At 34.8% G+C, this 18429-nt stretch carries 18 protein-coding genes; 7 read left to right on the top strand and 11 right to left on the bottom strand.

The features are described from left to right. The first annotated feature begins 53 nt into the window (after positions 1-53). Positions 54-1508 (top strand): cardiolipin synthase, encoded by a 1455-nt coding sequence (cls, locus tag AP058_RS15270; protein WP_066312798.1) that lies wholly within the window; start codon positions 54-56, stop codon positions 1506-1508. A gap of 146 nt (positions 1509-1654) precedes the next feature. Here the strand turns inward: cls and AP058_RS15265 are convergent, their stop codons facing one another. From AP058_RS15265 to AP058_RS15225, 9 genes are all read right to left on the bottom strand, one after another. Continuing rightward, the gene (locus AP058_RS15265) at positions 1655-2059 is read right to left on the bottom strand and encodes a cytochrome C (RefSeq protein ID WP_066312795.1); all 405 of its coding nucleotides are present in this window, start codon (positions 2057-2059) and stop codon (positions 1655-1657) included. 4 nt (positions 2060-2063) lie between these two features. Then, complete coding sequence (locus AP058_RS15260) at positions 2064-2333, bottom strand: hypothetical protein (RefSeq protein ID WP_066312792.1); 270 nt, start codon at positions 2331-2333, stop codon at positions 2064-2066. After that, complete coding sequence (locus AP058_RS15255) at positions 2323-2568, bottom strand: hexameric tyrosine-coordinated heme protein (RefSeq protein ID WP_197413413.1); 246 nt, start codon at positions 2566-2568, stop codon at positions 2323-2325. Before AP058_RS15255 ends, AP058_RS15260 begins: the two co-directional genes overlap by 11 nt. Before the next feature lie 14 nt (positions 2569-2582). Beyond that, entirely contained in the window at positions 2583-3575 is a 993-nt protein-coding gene (locus AP058_RS15250; RefSeq protein WP_066312791.1) for a cbb3-type cytochrome c oxidase subunit II, read from the bottom strand. Positions 3576-3585: 10 nt separating this feature from the next. After that, the gene (locus AP058_RS15245) at positions 3586-5349 is read right to left on the bottom strand and encodes a cbb3-type cytochrome c oxidase subunit I (protein ID WP_066312789.1); all 1764 of its coding nucleotides are present in this window, start codon (positions 5347-5349) and stop codon (positions 3586-3588) included. Positions 5350-5398: 49 nt separating this feature from the next. Next, a complete protein-coding gene (locus AP058_RS15240) occupies positions 5399-5833 on the bottom strand; it encodes an Rrf2 family transcriptional regulator (RefSeq protein WP_066312788.1) in 435 nt (144 codons plus the stop codon). A 188-nt stretch (positions 5834-6021) separates the two neighbouring features. Next, complete coding sequence (locus AP058_RS15235) at positions 6022-7659, bottom strand: hypothetical protein (RefSeq protein WP_066312786.1); 1638 nt, start codon at positions 7657-7659, stop codon at positions 6022-6024. Between the two features lie 3 nt (positions 7660-7662). Continuing rightward, positions 7663-8724 carry an HlyD family secretion protein gene (locus AP058_RS15230; RefSeq protein WP_066312780.1) on the bottom strand — a complete coding sequence of 354 codons (1062 nt, stop codon included), beginning with the start codon at positions 8722-8724 and terminating at the stop codon, positions 7663-7665. 27 nt (positions 8725-8751) lie between these two features. Continuing rightward, entirely contained in the window at positions 8752-10071 is a 1320-nt protein-coding gene (locus AP058_RS15225; RefSeq protein ID WP_066312778.1) for a TolC family protein, read from the bottom strand. Between the two features lie 268 nt (positions 10072-10339). On the opposite strand from AP058_RS15225, the gene AP058_RS15220 reads away from it, so the two are divergent. Both AP058_RS15220 and AP058_RS15215 read left to right on the top strand, forming a co-directional pair. Next, entirely contained in the window at positions 10340-11017 is a 678-nt protein-coding gene (locus tag AP058_RS15220; RefSeq protein ID WP_066312775.1) for a glycerophosphodiester phosphodiesterase family protein, read from the top strand. Next, positions 11014-12240, top strand: a complete 1227-nt coding sequence (locus tag AP058_RS15215) for an NAD(P)/FAD-dependent oxidoreductase (RefSeq protein ID WP_066312774.1) — start codon at positions 11014-11016, stop codon at positions 12238-12240. Before AP058_RS15220 ends, AP058_RS15215 begins: the two co-directional genes overlap by 4 nt. A 191-nt stretch (positions 12241-12431) precedes the next feature. On the opposite strand, the gene AP058_RS15210 is transcribed toward AP058_RS15215, so the two are convergent. Further along, complete coding sequence (locus AP058_RS15210; RefSeq protein WP_066312773.1) at positions 12432-12908, bottom strand: TspO/MBR family protein; 477 nt, start codon at positions 12906-12908, stop codon at positions 12432-12434. Between the two features lie 106 nt (positions 12909-13014). Here AP058_RS15210 and AP058_RS15205 point away from each other — a divergent pair, with 106 nt between their 5' ends. From AP058_RS15205 to AP058_RS15190, 4 genes are all read left to right on the top strand, one after another. Further along, complete coding sequence (locus AP058_RS15205; protein WP_066312771.1) at positions 13015-14097, top strand: diphosphomevalonate/mevalonate 3,5-bisphosphate decarboxylase family protein; 1083 nt, start codon at positions 13015-13017, stop codon at positions 14095-14097. 219 nt (positions 14098-14316) lie between these two features. Then, positions 14317-15255, top strand: coding sequence for a mevalonate kinase (locus AP058_RS15200; protein ID WP_066312769.1), 939 nt, complete (start codon positions 14317-14319; stop codon positions 15253-15255). A 45-nt stretch (positions 15256-15300) separates the two neighbouring features. Further along, the gene (locus AP058_RS15195) at positions 15301-16260 is read left to right on the top strand and encodes a geranylgeranylglycerol-phosphate geranylgeranyltransferase (protein WP_066312767.1); all 960 of its coding nucleotides are present in this window, start codon (positions 15301-15303) and stop codon (positions 16258-16260) included. Positions 16261-16685: 425 nt separating this feature from the next. Next, positions 16686-17594: a pseudouridine synthase gene (locus tag AP058_RS15190; RefSeq protein WP_066312762.1), complete on the top strand. Its 909-nt coding sequence runs from the start codon at positions 16686-16688 to the stop codon at positions 17592-17594. Positions 17595-17649: 55 nt separating this feature from the next. Here AP058_RS15190 and AP058_RS15185 read toward each other — a convergent pair whose 3' ends face one another. After that, complete coding sequence (locus tag AP058_RS15185; protein WP_066312761.1) at positions 17650-18252, bottom strand: DUF937 domain-containing protein; 603 nt, start codon at positions 18250-18252, stop codon at positions 17650-17652. Between the last annotated feature and the right edge of the window lie 177 nt (positions 18253-18429).

Genomic DNA, 18429 nt, shown 5'->3' with positions numbered 1-18429 from the left:
TTTTAAAAAAATATAAATAAACATCAGATAAAAACTCTGATTTAAAAAAAAATATGGATTGGATCTTAATTGCACAAGCGGCTTATTTACTTTTAATGTTTTTTGTGATTCTACGAGTGATTTTTGATACTCGAAGTAGCACCAAAGCTTTGGCATACATTCTTTTCATCATTTTTGTTCCTGTGGCAGGTATGATCTTTTATTTTTCATTTGGTATAAATTACCGAAAAAGAAAGCTGTACACTAAAAAACTACAAATTGATGAACCGCTGCGATTAAAAATTCGTAACAAAATGAACATGCAGGCCGAAGCCATAAGCAATTCTGGTTTAGTCCCAGAGAAGCATCAAACATTGGCGGCGTTTATACGTCGTGCTGGTAGTAGTCCTTTAACGGCCAATAATAAAGTAAAACTTCTCATTAATGGCGAAGAAAAATTTGTGGAATTACTGACAGCTTTAGAAAACGCAAAATCGCACATCCATCTTGAATATTACATTTATGAAAATGATCAGACTGGAAATGAAATCGCCGAAATACTGATTAAAAAAGCAAAAGAAGGTCTAGAAGTACGCTTTATGTATGATGATTTTGGCAGTCACGGTTTGGGGAAATTATTCGTTGAAAAACTGCAAAAAGCTGGCGTACAAACCGCTCCTTTCTATAAAATAAAATGGTATGCTTTGGCCAATAGAATTAACTACAGAAATCATCGAAAAATAGTTATTATTGACGGAACTATCGGTTTTGTAGGTGGAATTAATATGAGTGATAAGTATAGAAATGATTTGAATGCTAAAAATCATCTGTACTGGCGAGATACTCATCTAATGATACAAGGACAAGCGGCGTCTTACTTGCAGTATCTATTTGTGTGCGATTGGAATTTTTGCAGCAGTACACTATTACCGTACAATAAAAATTATTTTCCAGACTTTTTGCATGCCGACACTATTGAGGAGGAGGTGGTTCAAATAGCAGCTTCTGGTCCTGATAGCTCGCAACCACTTATATTTTATTCTCTTTTGGAAGCAATTAGTTCTGCAAAAAAAAGCATTTACATTACAAGCCCCTATTTCATTCCAGGTGAAAGTTTAATGGATGCTTTGATTATTGCCATACAGAGTGGACTGGATGTAAAAGTATTGATTCCGGGAATTTCTGATTCAAAAATGGTAAATGCTGCAGCTAGTGCGTATTACACCGAATTGCTCGAATATGGAGCGAAAATTTACCAATATAATAAAGGCTTTGTACATGCTAAAACGATGGTAATCGACGATGATCTGGCGATAATAGGTTCTGCAAATATGGATTATCGCAGTTTCGACCTCAACTTTGAAGTGAATGCAATGGTATACAGTAAAAACATTGCATCGCAACTTACGGCAGCTTTTGAAGATGATTTAAAATACACCATTCAAATAGACAAAGAGTCTTGGTTGAATAGACCTAAATACATTCACTTGTGGGAAAAGGTCGTTCGTCTGTTGTCTCCTTTTTTGTAAAACAGATTTAGAATTATTTGCTGATTTCACGTTCCTAATCTCTCTGTTTATTGAGCACATAGTCCCAAAATCTTTACCAAAGTTAGTGTACATATATTTGAAATCAGACCCGTTTTTAAACCCTTATCAAATTGGCTTACTGTATTTTACAAACTAATATTAGTAACCAGATAAAAGGCTGCCCAACCCACAAAAGCGATCAAAAGAATCCAAAGCCAAGTCGGAACCGTTTGTGGAGTTTCACTTCCTTCAATGATAAACTTCTCTTGATTTCCTTTATCGTATGCATTGATCATGAGCGGCACTGAGCCATCAACGACCTCGTTTTCTGATATTCCTTCGATAGCAATTGCAGGTCCGTTACGGACTATAAATTTTATTTTACGAATACCTTCTCTTCCCGTTGATGATTTACTAACCAATTTTAAGGTATGCTCGCCATCGGTCAGTTTTCGAGTATCCAATTCAAATTGAACAGGCGCTAACAATTCAGCGATAGGCTGCAAATCATCATCGATAAATAGCGATACTTTACTTTTATCTTCGTGCATTGTTTTAATTGTTTAAAATGGATTGTTTAATATGATCGGTATTTTTTTCACCTGGTTTTATTAAAAATTTCAATGAAAAAATTAAGGTCAAGATTGTGATTAATGTAATTACTGCAATAATCACCCAATCCCAATTGCTTGCAGGACCACCGCCGTGGGTTATTCCTTGTGTAATTTTAGGTTGTTGTTTTTCGCAGGTAGGACAAGCCCACACAACGGCATTTATACAAAAAAATGCTGCTAGGGTCAAGAGATATTTAATATCATTTTTCATCTCTCCAGTACTTATTTGCTTTTGCAATAGTTTGAAATTCAATTGCTACAACTTGCGCAGAACTAATTAATTGAACGGTATCTTCAGCGTACTCAGGTCGAAGCTGTTTGCGTTTCTCTGGATCTGATTGAATGGCGCCAATTGTTTTTCGTGCCATTAATATAGCCAAAGCTCTTCCTTCTTGTGGTGTCTTAGTTATTAAACTTTCTAACCATATTTCTGTATTTGCCATCATAATATATTTCGCTATTATTTAATTAAATCCATTAATTTTTTAACTTCTTCCGCAGTAACTGGTTTTGCAGCATTACCCCAACTGGTTTTTTCGTGATTTATAATCGCAGTTACTTCTTCGGGTGTCAGATTATTGTCTTTTCCGACCGCATTCATTGCTGCATACTCTGGTCGAGCATCGTAGCCTTGCATAATAATATTTACGTACAGTTCGAGATCTTCACCTAAAACTACAGGACTTCCTTTTAGTGGCGGGAATGCACCTTTCAATCCTTCTCCATTCGCTTGATGACAGGCAACACAATTTTGTGTATAAAGCGCTCCGCCGTCTGGTAGATTTGCTGCTGCTCCCGCTGCTGCCACCGGAACTTCTTTCTTCTTATATAAAAACTCCATAGGCACTTTACCGTCTGGCAATTCTGTTTGCTTTAAACTTTGCAAATAGTTTACTAACTGAACCGCTTCTTTAGATGCAACAATTTTACCTGTAATTCCTACTCTAAATTCATCAGGAACAATAACCTCAATCTCATCTTTTCCAACTTCATTTTTAACTTCAAAAAGCCAAGGATATGCTGGCATAATCGATTTTTCTACCACAGCTCTTGGTTGGTATAAATGCAATAAATTCCAAGCCATGCTCGGTTGGCGCGTACCAATATTTGTTAAATCGGGCCCTGTTCGTTCCGTCCCCATCAGAGTAGCAGTATTTCTCCAAAAATCGGTTCTGGTATTTGCTGCATAATCAGCAGCAATTCCTGGTCTTTTCCCCCAAACTTTATCCATATCTACATTTCGAACTTGTTGGGTATGGCATGCCACACATCCGTTACTAATGTAAATTAGTTTTCCTTGCTGTGCGTCTACACTTAAAGGTTCGTAATTGGGTAAAGTCGCATTATTTATTTGGTTGCTTATCGCAGGAAAAATAGCCACTGCAAGAGTTAAAATGACAAATAACCCCAAGGCGGTTAAGAATAGTTTTTTATGATTGTCGAAAAAATCCATTTCGTATATGTTAATTAGTTAGACCTTGATTATCCAGTTCTTGCTTATCCAATTCTTGTTTAGCTCTCAATATGTCGATTGCCGATGTGGGTATTGGAGCATCAGTATTCCCTTTAATCATCACATAAAAATTATAAGCAAATAAAATGTGAGACAACCACATTAACGATCCACCAATTGCTCGCCACAGCCAATACGGCGCCATTAATTCGACACTGTCAATAAACGGTTTTCCTTCGATCCACATTAATCCACGAAGTGTTGAACCGTACATTAATGGAAATGTATAAAACAACAAGCCGATTAACGCCAACCAAAAGTGTGCACCAACAAGTACTTGCGAAGGCTCTTTTCCTGTTAATCTTGGTACAAGTGTATAGATGAAACCCCAAAGCATAAAACAAATAATCCCGTACATCGTTAAGTGCGAGTGTGCCACTGTAAAATCAGTGAAGTGCCAAACTAAATTCGTAAATCGAAAAGCTTCTGCTGTTCCTTGCAATGAACCTGTAAAGTAAAATATGATTCCGATTAAATAAAAAGGGAGTGTATAACTACTTGCCAATTTATGCCAAGAACCCTTAAAAGTCATTAAAAAGTTGGTGGTACCCGCAACTACAGGTATAACCATACCAACACTACCAACAATGGCAACGGTTTGCAACCACCATGGTATCGCACTAAAGATAAAGTGGTGTGTACCAATTAATGTATAAAATAAAATTTGAGTCCAAAAAGCCAAAATACCTAAGCTGTAAGAATAAATGGGTTTGTTTAATTGTTGTGGTAAAAAATAATACATTAAACCCAGTGTAAAAAGCATAAACCACATTCCTACACCTTGATGCATGTAATATCCTTGTACGATAGTTTCACCGAGTCCATTTTGCCAACTTGGCCAATACGCCACAATTGCAATAACCAATACATACATCATTGCGGCAACAATATACCAGTTGGAAACATAAATTTCTTTAGTCGTTTTTTTAGCAACTGTTTTTACATAATTGAGTAATGTTATGAAAACTCCAACACCAAACAATGCCATTACCGGCCAAATATATTCTCTGTATTCACCACCACCATTATTGATACCGGCCATCAAACAAATAGTCCCAATAATAACGGAAGCGTTGATAAGAATAAGCGAATAATATCCTGTTTTCACGCTATTGATTGGCGTATTGCTAACTCTCGGCACCACATAATACCCTAATCCAATCATTGCTAAAGATGCCCAACCCCAAAAAACGGCATTGGTGTGAACGGGTCTTAGGCGACCAAAACTAAGCCAGCTGTAATGATCAACATCGGGAGCTACGAATTTTATGCCCAAATATTCCCCGATTGTTGTTCCAAATAGTAACCAAAAAGTAGCACATCCTAAATACCATAAAATTAAGTTTGTCAATTCTGTACCGATGTAGGGGCGTGGCTGACTTTTTCTTTTTTGTTCGATGAAACGAAAACCTTCAACTTCATTAACATTGTTGATTAATCCCTTATTGTCAACTGCAGGCGAAACTCCACCTAATTCAGCGTTGGTAAGTGCAAATTCCAATTCTCGCTTTCGAATCTCTAATTTTTTTACTTCTTCAGGATCTAACCCTTTGAGGTATTCATTAAATTTTTCTAATTTTTTCTTTTTAAGATATTTATCAAGTATGGCATAAGCTTTTATGATTAAAATAATTGAAGCAATTATTAAGGGAATTGAAATAAGAATTATGGTAATAATGATTCCGGACTCGCTAAATATGTTTTTGGTTTCCATCTTTTTATTTATGTTGGATATTACAATCTACAATTTAAGAAAATTATTGTTAATGTTTTAAAAAAGCCAATCCTTTATCTAGATCTTCGGCTAATGATTTTATAGTAGTTTTTTCAAGCATGTGTCTTAGTTCGTCTCTTATCACTTTAAATTGACTGTGCAAAGAGCACGGTTTATTTTCATTACATCTACTTAAACCCAAGCCACATCCCACGTAGATAGTATTGCCATCAATAGTCGAAACTATGTCGCTCAACTTTAGTTTAGGCAGCTCCTCCTGATCCATATAAAATCCACCTTTGGGACCTTTATCTGAATTAATAGTATTGTTTCGCACCAGTAACTGCAGTATTTTTGAAGTGTAAGCTACTGGAGATTCTATGGCAGCCGCAACTTCTTTTAAACTTACTTTGCGACTTAACAACGTTTGTTCTGCAATGTAAATAGAGGCTCTAATTCCGTATTCGCAGGCTTTTGAAAACATATTTAATTTTTCTTTCTCTCAAAGGTAAGTAATAATTATAGTAGCGGACAAATTAGTCCATTACTATTTTCGAAAAAAATTATGACATTTGTTATCTGATGTAAAATAGTTTTAAATGTACATCTTCCGAAAAACGTTGTGAATACATTCTCTACAAGTCCAAATCTTCTTATATATTCCTAACAAATTTAAATCGCTGCTCCACTGATACTTTCCGTCTCGGTTTTCTGTACTTCTATTTCAGCATTAACTCCTACTTCTTCCTCTAATTGAAAGTCATCCTCTTCACCACTTTGTTTATTTTTTCGTCTGAATCGCTTTCGAAATGAAATTAGTTTTCGTTTTCCCAAACCTTCAAAATTTAAAAAAGTAATGTAAACTAAAATAACGCTCGCCATTAAAATCATAAAACCATACAGTCTTTGGGTTGCATTAATCAAGGTATTTATTTTGACATTTCGATACAATTGCATGGCCGTACTTTTTGAATAAGCCGAAGCATCCATCTTTCCTGCAATGTTATTTAGTGACTCTACTTGGTAAAATCCATCGATATAATTTAAAAGAACACTCCACACACCTGGTCCGAGCATTGTTCTAGTTATAATTAAAATCGCAGCCACTCCCAACATCGCATCTACTGATAAATTACTCAGTGCATACAACCAAATGCCTATAAATAAAATGGTCATAGCAAAACCACGAATGACATTTGGAAAAATTAATTGATTGTAGCTCACATTCGGTGAGATCAAAAAATACATAAATACATAATAGAACATAAAGGCCGTAAATCCGATAATAATGTATGTTTTTATAGACTTTTCCTTGGTTAACCATTTTAAACTAAAAGCACTCGCAACTAGAATACCGGGAATCATCCAGAGGTTATAGGAGTTGTCTGTAATGGTGCTAAATCCTAAAACTCCCCTAGTTATTCTGCTTTGCAGCGAACTTCCTGCTAACAAAAAACCCAACATAAAAAGCATCATAACGCCATGAATAACGTTATATTTATTCAAGGCTCTAAAATCTACAAAAGGTCTTTTAATAAGTTTTTGGCGCATTTGAAAAATGATAATTCCAATAATTACGATAAAAGTAGCCGTCACAATTGCATCGGATCTAAAATAATTTTGCTGTTTGGCAAACGCTATAAAATAAGCCATTGCCAGAAATACCGTCGCGTAAACGAACATTCCCATCCAATCGATGTAATATAATGGTACTTTTCGATCGTAGCGTTGGTTGTGCATAAAAATGGTTGCCAATAATGCACAAACTAACATGATCATAGCCATTATAAAACTAGCATTTTGCCAAAAAGTAAAAAACCCTACTTTTGTTAAAAGATATCCAGCCACCTGCGGAATAATGATCGCTAGCGGATAAAAAATGGAATAAAATTTTGGTCGATTGCCAGTTGGACTAATTATAAACATCGTCGGCAAAACAACCTCCATCATGGCAAACATTTTAAAAAACCCGATGAAAAAGGAGCACGCTACAATTACAAAATTACTATCGGTAGTTCCGATAGCAAAGGACAATAACGCTAGAATTAAGAACGTACGCAGCATTAAATACTTGGTATGAAAAGCCATTTTAAAGCGGAAAATTACAGGCATACTCACTCCCATACCAACGATTCCCGCGTAATTAGCAAAAACCAACCACTCATTGTTCGTTCCTAAATCGCCAGACATATAACTTAAATTCCCAGTATACACTCCACTAATAACTAAAATTGGCAATAAAAAAAAGACAATCAATAGCAATTGTACTGGTTTGGGAACCCAATTTGCAAATAGACCTTTGTTGTACATGCTTTACTTTTTTAGAGTCATCACCACATTCATTCCTGCTTTTACATTATCAATTAATTTTTGATCATTATTTGAGGTGAATTCAATTTTTATTGGAATACGCTGTTGTACTTTTACAAAATTGCCGGCTGAATTATCTGTAGGAATGGCCGAATATTGTGATCCAGTAGCTGCTGAAATTGAAGTTACTTTCCCCTCAAATTTTGTTTTCCCGATCGCGTCAATCGTAAACATAATAATATCACCTTCTTTCACTAGAGGCATCTGAGTTTCTAAAAGATTGGCTTCAATCCATTTTGAATTTTTCTGAACCAAAGTTGCAATTTGTTGTCCTGGCTGAATAAACTGATCCGTTGTAATGGTTCTTCTTCCCACAATACCGTCTTCTGGAGCAGTGATTACAGCATACTTTAAATTCAACTCTGCTCGACTCAACGTTGCTTTAGCAGCATCAATTTGTGCGTCGCTAATTGCAATTTTCGACTGGGTTTCATTTGTAGATAAAACAGCTGTGTTTTTTTGGGTTTTAATGGCATTGTATTGCGATTGCAACGTTTTTACGGTAGTTTCTATTTGCTGGTATTGTTGTAGCGTTACGGCATCATTATCTAATAAATTTTTATAACGAGCTAAATCTGCTCGAGCATTATCCAATTGTGCTTTTGCACCATAAATATTTGCAACTACAGTATTCTCGCCAGTACTCACTCGGGCAACCGAAGACTTAGCAGATGCCTTATTGGCTACCGCTTGATTTAAACCAGCCTGCGCTTGTGCAATTACATTTCTAAAATCGGTATCATCCAAAATGACGAGTGTGTCACCTTTTTTAACTTCTTGATGTTCTTGAAAACGAATTTGCTTGATATAACCTGGCACACGAGAATTTATAGGACTGATGTATGCTTTTACTTGTGCGTCGTTTACATACGTGTCGTCATTAAAATGAAAATAATTTTTGAAGATAAACCAGATAGCCAATAGCGTCACAATAAACACAAACGAATTTAAAAGCGTTAGGTACAGTTTATTTTTAGACTTGATTTTTTTATCTGTAGTTGCCATAGTTTATTTTTTTAAAATGGGAATGATTTATAACTGTCCTGTAACGCGTAAAAGTTTGATATAATTTAAGATTATTGCCGTGCGATCGTCTAAAGTTTGCAATTCTGCCTGAAGCTTCGTATTCGATGCGTCGATAATTTCTGTAATGGTGACCAATTGATTTTTATATTTTAACTCTGTAATTCGATAATTTTCGTCAGCTGCTTTTTCGTTAATTGCACTAACTTCTGTTTGCATAACCGCTTGGCGGTAATTTTTATAAGCCGCATTTACCTGCGTTTCAATTTGTTGCATGACGGCAATTTTTGCCAATTCTGCTTGTTCAATTAAAACTTTGTCTACAAGTACTTTTTTACCATTTTTGTAGAGTGTTTCAAAATTGTAAGACAAATTAAGTCCAACTTGATAAGTAGTAGAATAAAAATCTAAAGCAGGCACCGAGCTCGTCATTGGTCGAGAGGCATTATATCCAGAAAAGGCAGCTAGAGTAGGCATATTTTCAGCTTTTGTAAGTTCTAAATTCTTCTTGCTCATTGCAATCTGAATGTCACTTATACTTAATTGCGGATTGTTTTTATACGCCAGCTCCAAAAAATACGCTTCGTCTTGCTCCCGTATTTGATGATTAATATTACTAACGTCTGGAACAATGAGCACCTCTTCTCTTAAGCCGGCATACAGCAACAAGTTTTTATTTGTGATTTCAATTGAATTTTGAATCTGTAAAATATTCTGTTCCAGCTGTCTTCTTAAAACCTCGGCTCGAAGCACTTCATTTTTTGTAACCATATTTTGATCGAAGAACAATTTAACATTTTTCAATCGTTCATTAGCCAAGATTTCATTGTTCAATAAGATTTCTTTTTGATTTTGTAAGTTATAAAGGTTTAAATACAACTCGGCCGCATTTAACTTTACGCCCAAACCTAAGTCAGTAAACTGATTTTCGGCTAAGTTTTTACTCAATTCGGCAAGTTCAATACCTTTGGTAATTCTGCCGCCGGCATAAATAAGTTGCTTTGCGGAAAGTGTAAATTGATGCCCGAAATTCGGGAGATCTACTTTTTGAAATTGAGACCAATGTTTATCATATATAGTAACATCACTCAAATACATAGTATTCATATCAGCACCAATGTCCGGCAGCCGGTTCATTTTTACATCTCCAATTCTAGCATCTGCGAGCTTCACCGAAACATCAGCTAATTTGATTTGAATATTTTGAGCCACCAAACTATCGGCCAGTTGCTGAATCGTCATTTTGCGCTCTGGTAACTCTTGTGCTACAGTGATTTGCAAAATAAAAAGCGACAACAGCAAAAGATTGGTTTTGTTTATATATTTCATAATATTAAAATAATAAGATTCTAAATTATTAAAATAAAATGTTAATAAAAAATTTATGTTGCTTTGTTTTAACTCTTTAAATCAATAATTATAAAAATAAATCGCTTTCTCTGTAATTATATTAGTTAGCTGCTATTTTTTAAGTGCTTAACTAATTGATGTTCCTAAAATCACATTCACCTTGTACCGATAAATTGCCGAAAATTAAAAACCAAAACGTTGCAAACGTGCCTAAAACTTTACGAACTTTGCGACAAAAACAAAATCTATGCTCAAAATAGCACATCGCGGTGCCAAAGGGTACAAGCCCGAAAACACTTTGGCTGCTTTTACTACAGCATTAGAAATGAAGGCTGACGGTATAGAATTAGACATTCAGCTAAGTACCGATGAAGTACTTGTCGTTTTTCATGATGAAACTTTAGATCGATTAACAAACGGAACAGGTTTAGTAAGCAGTTTTTCTTTACAAGAATTAAAAACATATCGCATTGCAAACGAGCATCCAATTCCGACTTTAAAAGAAGTTCTCGAATTAGTGAATCAAAAATGTTTGTTGAATATCGAAATTAAAAATTCAGCAGCGACTGCACTGCTAATTAGTTTAATCGAAGAGTTTGTAACTACCAAAAACTGGAAATATGATTCATTTATCATTTCTAGCTTTGATTGGAATGCTTTGCAGCAAATTCACAATTCGAATCCAAAAATTCCGATCGGGATTTTAACAGAAACCAATTTAGATTTAGCGATATCCTTTGCCAATAACATCTCTGCAAAAGCAATTCATCCCCATTTCACTTTACTGAATCCAGCAAATACGAAGAAAATTCAAGATCATAACCTACTAGTTTTTCCGTGGACGGTAAACGAACAGGAAGACTTAGATCGATTAAAAACATACAACGTAAACGGAATTATTACCGATTTTACAGACCGAATATGAGCCAAAATTTTGATATAATTATTGTAGGTGGTGGTGCTGCCGGATTTTTTACAGCGATTAATATTGTGGAGAAAAACCCCAAAGCGAAAGTTGCCATTTTAGAGCGGGGAAAAGAAGTATTGTCTAAAGTACGTGTTTCTGGAGGAGGACGTTGCAATGTCACCCACGCTTGTTTTGAGCCCAACGAATTAGTGAAGTTTTATCCTCGCGGAGAAAAAGAATTACGTGGTCCTTTTCATCAATTTGGATCGGGAGACACGATCGAATGGTTTGAAAAACACGGCGTAGAACTCAAGATTGAAGATGATGGACGCATGTTTCCGACTTCCAATTCTTCTCAAACTATTATTGATTGTTTCTTGAAGGCGACCGAAAAACTCGGAATAAAAATACTAACGGGACAAAGTGTGCAAGCCATTTTTAAAAAAGATGATATCTGGAAAATTGACACGCAAAACGAGCAATACGTTTGCGAAAAATTAGTCATGGCCACCGGAAGTAATCCTAAAATATGGGAGTTATTGCAGCAATACGGTCATGCGATTGTTTCGCCAGTGCCTTCTTTATTTACTTTCAACATAAAAGACAAGCGAATTAAAGAATTACCTGGAGTTGCAGCAAAAGTTACCGTAAATGTAAAAGACACTAAACTTGAATCGACTGGTCCGTTGTTGATTACGCATTGGGGAATGAGCGGTCCTGCAATTCTAAAATTATCGGCTTGGGGAGCCCGAATTTTACATGATAAAAGTTATCACTTTACCATTTTTGTCAATTGGCTGAACGATATAGAAACTAAAGACGCAGAGCAAAAGTTGAAAGAGCTGAAGCAAGAGCATGCTAAAAAAGCCGTTTCAAAAAAATCTCCTTTTGATTTTCCGAATCGCTTATGGGAAAGTTTAGTATTGGCTTCAGAAATTGATACCTCGACTACGCTCGGCACTACAAAATGGGCCGATTTAACTAAAATACAATTGCAAAATCTAGCTTTACAATTAACCAAAGCAACTTTTCAAGTCAACGGAAAAAGTACGTTTAAGGAAGAATTTGTGACCGCTGGCGGAATTGATTTAAAAGAGATCAACTTTAAAACCATGCAGAGTAAGATGCACGAGAATCTCTATTTTGCTGGAGAAATTGTAAATATTGATGCAATCACTGGTGGATTTAATTTTCAGAATGCTTGGACAAGCGGCTTTATTGTGGCAAATAATATTCTTTAATAAATAGGACTTAGATCTAACAGGTTTTTACAACCTGTTAGATCTCTTTTGAATCCAGACGAAAAGCCATTATATTTTCAGTTTTAGCAGGAGGATCTCAGATCTAAAAAATTATTACAAGATACGCGTACTTTATCTATTCTAAAAATGAAGAATTTAAACAGATGAAAAAGGCAGATGAAAACTGAAAACTATTTATTCAGCCACCAAATACTGGCATTTAAAATCATTGCAAAACTTACCCAAGCCAAATACGGAAGAAATAAGTAGCCTGCTATTTTGTTGATTTTTGTAAATTGATTGTAGGTTTCGTAAATCATCAGCCATAAAACTACTATTTCGATTAAAGCCAATAGCGGATTCTTTAAACCAAAGAACAAAAACGACCAAAGTGCATTCAATGCCAATTGAACTGCAAATACGATCAATGCTTTTTTTACTACCTCTTTATTGCTGTCCAAACGATCCCAAACCAAACCTGCCGCGACGGCCATCATAATATAAAGCGAGCTCCATACTGGTGCAAAAATCCAATTGGGCGGATTAAAAAATGGTTTTTCAAGATGAATGTACCAAGTCGCAATGCTTTCTTTGGTCACTATGCCTGAAAAATAACCTACGCAAAGACAGGTTGCAACCAATACTGATATTTTAGTTAATTTGTTCATGAGATCTCTTTCTATAAAGCCCAAAAATAAACAAAATTTACAGCTATTTGATAATTTCAGAAAGGTATGAGGCAAAAAAAGTATCTTTGCTCAAATTTTATCTTTTATGTTTACAGCAGCTGATTTTATTCCTGAAAAATATACGTCTACAATTGAAAATGGCAGTTTCCAATGGAGTGCGCCAAGCAATATTGCCTTAGTGAAATATTGGGGCAAAAAGGAGCATCAAATTCCCGCAAATCCGTCGGTAAGTTTTACGTTAAAGAATTGCAAGACGAATACAAAATTGACTTTTTCAAAAAAAGAGGTGCCGAATGCATTTTCATTTAATTTGCTTTTTGAAGGTAAACCTAAAGAAGATTTTAAACCTAAAATTCAAAAATTCTTTGAAAGAATCGAAGTGTATCTGCCTTTCTTAAAAGAGTTCCATTTTACAATTGATACCCAAAATACGTTTCCGCACAGTTCAGGAATCGCTTCTTCTGCCTCGGGAATGGCCGCTTTGGCAATGAATTTAATGAGTTTAGAGAAGGCGTTGCACCCAAAAATGACTGACGATTATTTCTTTCAGAAAGCCTCTTTTTTAGCACGTTTAGGTTCTGGTAGTGCTTGCCGTAGTGTAAAAGGCAAAGTAGTAGTTTGGGGAAATCAAGCTAATATTAAAGGTAGTTCTGATTGGTTTGGAGTAGAATTTCCATATGCGATTCATGATAATTTCAAAAATTACCAAGACACCATTTTATTAGTTGACAAAGGCGAAAAGCAAGTTTCGAGTACTGTTGGGCACGATTTAATGCACAATCATCCGTATGCCGAAAAACGTTTCGCACAGGCACACGAAAATTTAGATTTGTTGAAAAATATTTTTGAGACAGGAAATCTAGAAGAATTTGTAAAAGTGGTCGAAAGTGAAGCTTTGACATTACACGCTATGATGATGACTTCGATGCCGTATTTTATATTGATGAAACCCAATACGCTTGAGATTATAAATGCTATTTGGAAATTTAGAAATGAAACAAAAATACCAATTTGTTTTACGTTGGATGCTGGAGCAAATGTTCACGTTTTATACCCCGAAAATTCAACTAAAAAAGTAATGCAATTTATTACGACTGAATTAGTTGACTTTTGCCAAAATGGGCAGTACATTTGCGATGAAATTGGAGACGGTGCAATTGCACAATAATTTTCGTATCTTTAGTGCAAGTTTAGAAAAATGCAAAAGAGGCTAGTTTGTCTTATATGACAAATTACTCAAAAAACATCAATGAAAGCGCTTTTCACACAAGTCATGATTCAAAAATAATTTAAATTAAAAGTATACACTCATCAGACTCAAATGCTTTAAAAAGCAAATGAAGCGATATGAAAGAATACATTAAAACATAAAAATAAATTCCACCGAATGAAAGGACCTTTATTTTACTCAAAAATATTACTTTTTGGAGAATACGGAATCATCCGTGACTCTAAAGGGCTATCTATTCCTTATAATTTTTACAATGGTGCTTTAAAGAAAAACGAAGATCCATCGACTGAAGCAATTGCATCTAATGCAAGTTTGAATCGATTTGCCGTTTATTTGGAGAATTTACAAAACGAGCAACCTGAATTGGTTACTTTTGATATTGAAACGTTAAAAAACGATGTGGCTGAAGGAATGTATTTTGACTCTAGCATTCCGCAAGGATACGGTGTCGGAAGCAGCGGTGCTTTAGTTGCAGCACTTTACGATAAATATGCGCACAATAAAATTACGGTTTTAGAAAATTTAACACGCGAAAAATTATTACAACTAAAAGGAATTTTTGGTCAAATGGAAAGCTTTTTTCATGGTAAAAGTTCTGGTTTAGATCCTTTGAATAGTTATTTGAGTATCCCTATTTTAATCAATTCCCAAGATAATATTGAAGCTACTGGCATTCCGACTCAAAGTTTTGACGGAAAAGGTGCAGTCTTTTTATTAGATTCTGGAATAATTGGTGAAACTGCTCCAATGGTTAGCATTTTCATGGAAAACTTAAAAGACAAAGGTTTCCGTGCGATGTTGAAAAATCAATTTGTAAAACATACCGATGCTTGCGTAGAAAACTTTTTACATGGAGACATGAAATCGTTGTTTACTAATACTAAAAAATTATCAAAAGTTGTTTTAAACCACTTTAAGCCAATGATCCCGGAGCAATTTCATGGAATTTGGCAGAACGGAATTGACACTAATGATTACTATTTAAAATTGTGTGGTTCTGGTGGTGGTGGCTATATTTTAGGATTTACCCAAGATTTAGAACGCGCCAAGCAATCGCTTAAAGACTATAAATTAGAAGTGGTTTACCAGTTCTAACTGTTTTTTCTTTTTATCATTTCATCTTTAAATAATAGTTTATAAATGTTAAGCAGAAAAAACAAACTTCTAGTAATGAAAATTATCAGTTTGTTCTCTGTGGTTCGCGGATACAACATTCCGGTAATTATACTTGCACAATATTTATCGGCAATTTTTATTTTAGCTCCGGAGCAACGTGCATTAGACATCGTACTTGACTTTAACTTATTTCTTACCGTTTTTGCGTCGGCGATTACCATTGCGTCTGGTTATATTATCAATAATTTCTACGACGCCAAAAAAGATTTAATCAACCGTCCTAATAAAACCATGCTGGATCGTTTAGTCAGTCAAAGCACCAAATTAAGAGTTTATTTCACACTTAATTTCATTGCTGTTTTAATGGGATTAGTAGTGTCGTGGCGCGCTTTTTTCTTCTTTTCTGTTTATATATTTTTGGTATGGTTTTACTCTCATAAAATAAAAAAATATCCTTTAGTCGGAAATTTAATGGCTGCTGTTTTGGCTATTTTACCCTTTTCTGCTTTACTCCTATTTTACTATTATAAAGTTCCTTTTGAAGAGCTAGAAAATCAAAAGGCACATTTTGCCGTTATTTTTGCTCATGCTAACTTTTTATTTCTGCTGCTGTTAATTCGTGAAATGATTAAAGATTTGGAGAATCTAGCTGGAGATTTAGCCAACAATTACCAAACTATACCGATTATTTACGGCATCACGACCTCTAAAATAACCATTACTGTTCTCACCTTTTTAACCGTATTTCCGGTTTACATTTTAATCGAAATTTACGATGTGGGTTACATGGATATTTATTTTTATATCTCTTTTATTATATTGCTCTTCTTTTTAATGGTTTTATGGGATGCACGTAAAAAAGCACGCTACTTATTACTTCATAACGTTTTGAAGTTTTTAATTGTCGCTGGCGTTTTTTGCATTGTCTTAATTGATCCTAGTGTCTTATGGCACGGAAAAAGACTGCTAATTAGTATGCTTTAGCGGCCACCAACTTGAATTTTCCTGAAAATCGATTGGTAAAATCGCACGACTCTTTTTTACCACTCCGTTGACTCAATTTATTTCACTTTTATTTACTGAGAGTTTAAAACAGTTTTGATGCATCAGTATGGTTTCTTAGCAATGTACCGTTAGCCCTGATACTAGAGAAAAGCCTTTGCAGGCAAAAATCTATTTTTTCTTGTTGCAACAGAGCGACCAAAGGAAGCTCCTGTAGCAACTTTGAAAAAAAAATTTGTGCCAAAACGCTTGAAACGAATAGCAGGAACAGCTTCTAGAAATTAGCATGATTTTGTTAATAAACTACGTCTTATTTTATAATAAGCAATTTTATTTTTGCTTATGAATAAATGGTATCTTTGCAAACTGAGGCGATAAGCCCTAAATGATGAAGTAATTAGAAATTTATGAATAACAAGGAAGGCAATAATAAAAGAGGCGGATCGAGACCGAGTAGCTCAAGACCGAGCTCTAACAAGCCAAAACCACCTATGGCGAAGCGCGCACAAGGTCCTAAAAAAGTGAAACCAACTGCCAAAGAGGTAGAAGAGGAAGCTAAAAAAGCGGCTAAAAAACCGAATCAAGCTCCGAAAAGACAGAAGGCTGCTGATGAGATGCGTCTGAATAAATACATTTCGAATTCGGGGGTTTGCTCTCGTCGTGATGCTGATATTTATATTCAATCGGGTAACGTAAAAGTGAATGGCGTTCCAGTAACCGAGATGGGTTACTTGGTAAAAACTACAGATGTAGTGAATTTTGATGGTGCCACTTTGACACCAGAGAAAAAAGAATATATTTTGTTGAACAAACCAAAAAACTTTACAACGGCACTAGACGAAGGTCAAGAGCATCGTAATGTTTTAGAATTAGTTCGTGGTGCAACAAATTCTAAAATTGGTTCTGTAGGTAGAATGGACAAAAACACGACTGGATTGTTGTTGTTTACTAACGATACCGACATGATTCGTAAATTTACTTTACCGAATCAGAAATCGTCTAAAATTTATCAAGTCTCTTTAGATAAAAACTTAAAGTTTGAAGATTTAGAGCGAATTAATAAAGGAGTTGTTATTGATGGTCACCGCGTTTTTGTTGAAGATGTAAGCTATATTGAAAACGAAGCTAAAAGTGAAATTGGTTTAAAATTGCGTTCCTCTAACGTTAAAGTAGTACGTGCGATTTTTGAGCAAGCTGGTTACGATGTACTGCGTATTGACCGCGTTGCGTTTGCTGGTTTAACCAAAAAGAATTTACCTCGTGGTAACTGGCGCTTTTTGACTGATCAAGAAGTGATCAATTTAAAGAACGTTTAGAACTTTTTAGATAAATATAAAAAATCCTGTTTTACTTTGTAAGACAGGATTTTTTTTAGGAAACTTTTGAAGAAAACAAAGTGCTAAAGATCGAGGAAGTAGAAAATCGTCTGCCAGACTTTTCTTCGACATATTCGTAATTAGTATAACCCATTATTATCTTTATTCCACTAGGAATCGTATTTAAAATTCCTCTTTTTTGCTCTTCAATTAGTGCTTTTAATTCGCTTAAACTTTTCTTTTTATTACAGAGGTAGGAAAAACTTAGTAAAGCTGCAAAATTAAAAATTTCACAAGCTGTTTCACTTTTAATACCAATTTCATTAGAAATCATTTCGGTAATTCGTTCCTTTTTATTTTCAAAGAGTTGTGACAATATAGAATCTCCATAAGCCTTGTAACAATCATCTACAGAAAGCAAACGAGATGATTCGAACTCAATTTCATTATAAAATTCGGTTTCAGCAACATATTCAAGAGTATCCTTGTACAAATCTTCGGCTTCACTTTTATTTAAAATTCCTAAAAACAAGGTTCCAATTGCAGCGTCGATGGCTTTATTTAGTAAAGAATCATTCTCGAAATAAAATTTATTTAACTTGGAAACAACATTGGAGGAAATAAAACGTTTAAGCTCAATTTGTAAGTTGGGGTTCATACGTACTGATTTATGAAGTGAAACTATTTACTATTTTTCTAAATAATCGATAAAGTGTGGTATTTTATCGATTATGTGATAAATATATGGAAAATAGTCGCTTAAGCAAATAAAATGTTAAAAAAACATTTAAGAACTGTTTAACAATTCTAAAATAACAGGAAATTAATTACAATT

Source organism: Flavobacterium sp. TAB 87 (assembly GCF_001529295.1).
Taxonomy (GTDB): Bacteria; Bacteroidota; Bacteroidia; order Flavobacteriales; family Flavobacteriaceae; genus Flavobacterium.
This window is presented reverse-complemented; position numbering and strand designations above follow the sequence as displayed.